The organism is Desulfovulcanus sp. (assembly GCF_982781345.1).
Map to the genome: position 1 here is coordinate 1 of NZ_CEYAEZ010000103.1, position 3,213 is coordinate 3,213.

Here is a 3,213-nt window from a genome sequence, read left to right on the forward strand (position 1 = left end):
AGAGCCAATTAAGATTATTCTATCAAACCAGAGACGTCAAGTCTTATCGGGAAAATTTTAACAGGATAGACTTTACGGTTGTTGGCTGTCAGAGGTGCGGTAGCGCCAATGTTATTCGCTACGGCGCCTATATCCGCAAGAAAACCAATGTTTTAATCCAAAGATTATTCTGTTTAGATTGTGGCGCTTGTTTGGGTTGGTTACCGCCTTTCCTTCTTCCCCACAAACATTATACTGTTCCTGAAATTGAACCTGGCATTGAGGCATACGTTACTGGATCGACCGGCTATACCAAAATCTTCCAGAACCTGGAATCTCTGCCCTGCTGTCAGGAAACCCTCTGGCGCTGGCTGGATACTTTTGCTGCCATGGCCAAAGAACTTTGCGGAATAGCCAGAGAAACTCTGGCCAAATTTAAACCAAATTTCCGATTTGAAAAAGATAAACGGTTGTTTAGCGCTAATTTCCCCTCAGCCCGGTCTCAAAACAAACAGCCCCGTCTGAATCTTCTTTATCAATTGTATGTCCTGCGGGAATATTTCACCTCTCTGGTTGAGCCCAAAGACTTTTTGGTCTGGCTGATTTTTATCTCCCGCCTTAAAACAGGTAAAAAGTCCTCACCAACACGGTTTGCCAATGACCCAAACGGCTTAAAACGGGATAATTTTCCTCAACCACCATGATTGGAGGTGAGGAAAAAGTCCGCCAAAGGCGGAGCGGCAAACTTTAAACGGAGGTAGAAACAATGACCCAAAATGAAAAATCTTTGTTCCGTTATCGCCTCATGGCGCCCTTATTGGATCCGGATTTGAAAAGAGGAGAAAAGAACAGGCTGTTTGATGCCATTGCAGCCAAGATTCATCAACTACCTTGCGGCAGAGAAAGACGTTTCAGCCGCGAAACCATCCGTAGTTGGTACAAACGTTATCGCAAATTTGGCTTTGATGGGTTGGAAACCAAAGCTCGTGGTGATTACGGCAAGTCCAGGGCAGTAAATAATGAAGTAATCCAAAAAGCTTGTAATTTAAAAATCGCAGTACCTCAAAGAACACTTAGAACTGTTATTAAAATATTAGAAATGGAAAAGGTGATTGAAGTGGGTAAATTAACAAAATCAACTCTCCATCGTATTTTTCAACGGAAACATTTAACTGCCAGAGTACCTAAAGAAAAAGGCTACTGGCAAAGATATCAGGCTGAAAATCCCAACGACCTCTGGCAATCAGACCAGATGTATGGCCCTTATCTGCCTGATCCAAACAATCCAACCAAAAAGATCAGAACTCAATTGTTGGCCTGGTTGGATGACCGCAGCCGGGTTATCCTTCACGCTCAATTTTTCTTTGACGCCAAACTCTCCAACCTGGAACATTGTTTGCGCAAAGCTATCCAAAAAATGGGGCTGCCTAAGAAGATCTACGTGGATAATGGCAAGATTTATTCATCTAAGCAGTTGGCCAACATTTGCGCTCATCTGGGAATCAGATTAATGTTTGCCAGACCATATTCTCCAGAAGGCAAAGGTAAGGTAGAAAGATTTTTTGGTTATGTGCGTTCTTCTTTTATGCCCGAGCTATCAGTCAGTAACATTTTAACCCTTGAGCAACTTAATGAAGCTTGGCAAGCCTGGCTGGAGTTGGAATATCAGCACAAGGAACACGCTGGCATTAAAGCTAAACCCTTGGATGTTTTCCTGGCTTACAGGGATAAATTACGTTATCCCAGTGAAGAAGAACTCAAAGATGCTTTTCTTTATCGAGAAAAAAGGAAGGTCCATAAGGATTGCACCTTCTCTCTCATGGGCAATTGGTATGAGGTTATGCCAGCGCTGGTTCGACAAGAAGTGGAAATCCGCTTTGATCTTGATGATTTGGAAGTAGTCAAAGTCTATCTGGCTGGGGATTTCTTCCAACAGGCCAGAATCTTAAGGTTGTCTCCTCAGCGCAGGAAAAAAGAAATTGCTCCCGCAGCTAAGGCTGAAACCAATTCTGATTATCTAAAACAATTGGTAATTGAACATCGCAGCCAAAAAGAAGAGCTTCTCTTTGGTCCTCGAGTAAGACCTTCTGATAATCGTTTTACTCTGGCGGATTTGCTTATCCTTTTACAGCGCAAAGGTTTTCATCTCGAAGCCTTTGAAAAAAAAGAAACCGAAAAATATTTTAATAAATACGGACCCTTCAACAAAAAGCTGGCTGTTCAAACTTTAGAAAGATTAGTTGAACTTAGAGGGATCAAACAACACATCTCTTTTTATCTACAGAAGATCGTTGAAGCTCATCTTAAGAAAGGAGGTCGTCATCATGCTTAGAGCTTTCTTTGGTTTTACTCATTTCCCTTTCAAAAAGGATATCAGCAAAATATTTATCTCCCGTCAGCTTGCTTACTTACAAAAACGCTGCCAGCATTTCCTGGAAACTCAGGGGATTGCTCTGCTCACAGGAGAAATCGGCAGCGGTAAAACAACTTTCATGCGTTTTTTCCTTAATTCCCTTAATCACAACTCTTACAAGCTGGTTTATCTTTCTCAGACCGTCCGCAAAACTCGAGAATTCTTCCGGGTTCTGGCTTCTGCCTTAGGGCTGCAGCCCAAATTCTTTATCGCTGATGTTACTGCTCAAGTAAAAGAAGAATTGAGCAACATCTCCCGCAAACAAAAGTTGAGAACCGTACTGATTATCGATGAGGTCCAAAACCTGAGTGATATTGTGCTGGAAGAAATTAGACTGCTGACTAACTTTCGCATGGATTCCAGGGATTACCTTTCCATTTTCCTCCTGGGGCATCCAATCCTTAAAGGCCGCCTAAAAATGGTTCCCTATGCTGCCTTGAAGCAAAGAATCTCCTTTGCCCATCATCTCACTGGGTTGGAGCGGGATGAAATAGAACCCTACCTTATGCACCGCTTAAAGTTAGCGGGAAAAACAAAATCTGTTTTTACCAATGAAGCTGTTACTTTGCTTTTTAATCATTCTGAAGGACTGCCCAGAGTTATCAATACTCTGGCCCACGAAGCCCTTTATCGTGCAACAGAACAGAAACAAACCATGGTGGATGAAAAACTAATCGAAAATATTATTCAAGAATGGGATAATCTTTGAAAATCTTAGGGTAGTTTAATCTGGGACTTTAGAGGTAGATTAATTCGGGACATAACATTCCAGTCATGGCCAGTTAACTGCGCAATCTTTGTCTTGTTCTTATATCTTTCCC

General features: G+C 42.0%; 3 protein-coding genes. All 3 read left to right on the top strand.

What is annotated here, in order from left to right:
• Nucleotides 1-683, top strand: a 683-nt coding sequence (locus tag AC3WVG_RS11215) for a hypothetical protein (RefSeq protein ID WP_488798206.1), incomplete at its 5' end; no start/stop codon positions are given.
• Between the two features lie 62 nt (nucleotides 684-745).
• Nucleotides 746-2,311 (top strand): DDE-type integrase/transposase/recombinase, encoded by a 1,566-nt coding sequence (locus AC3WVG_RS11220; protein ID WP_488798207.1) that lies wholly within the window; start codon nucleotides 746-748, stop codon nucleotides 2,309-2,311.
• The gene (locus AC3WVG_RS11225; RefSeq protein ID WP_488798208.1) at nucleotides 2,304-3,101 is read left to right on the top strand and encodes an ExeA family protein; all 798 of its coding nucleotides are present in this window, start codon (nucleotides 2,304-2,306) and stop codon (nucleotides 3,099-3,101) included. Before AC3WVG_RS11220 ends, AC3WVG_RS11225 begins: the two co-directional genes overlap by 8 nt.
• The last annotated feature ends 112 nt before the right edge of the window (nucleotides 3,102-3,213 follow it).

What these genes read in the sequence shown, in the direction of transcription:
- AC3WVG_RS11220 (WP_488798207.1), top strand. Translation starts at nt 746, where the DNA reads ATGACCCAAAATGAAAAATCTTTGTTCCGTTATCGCCTCATGGCGCCC.
- AC3WVG_RS11225 (WP_488798208.1), top strand. Translation starts at nt 2,304, where the DNA reads ATGCTTAGAGCTTTCTTTGGTTTTACTCATTTCCCTTTCAAAAAGGAT.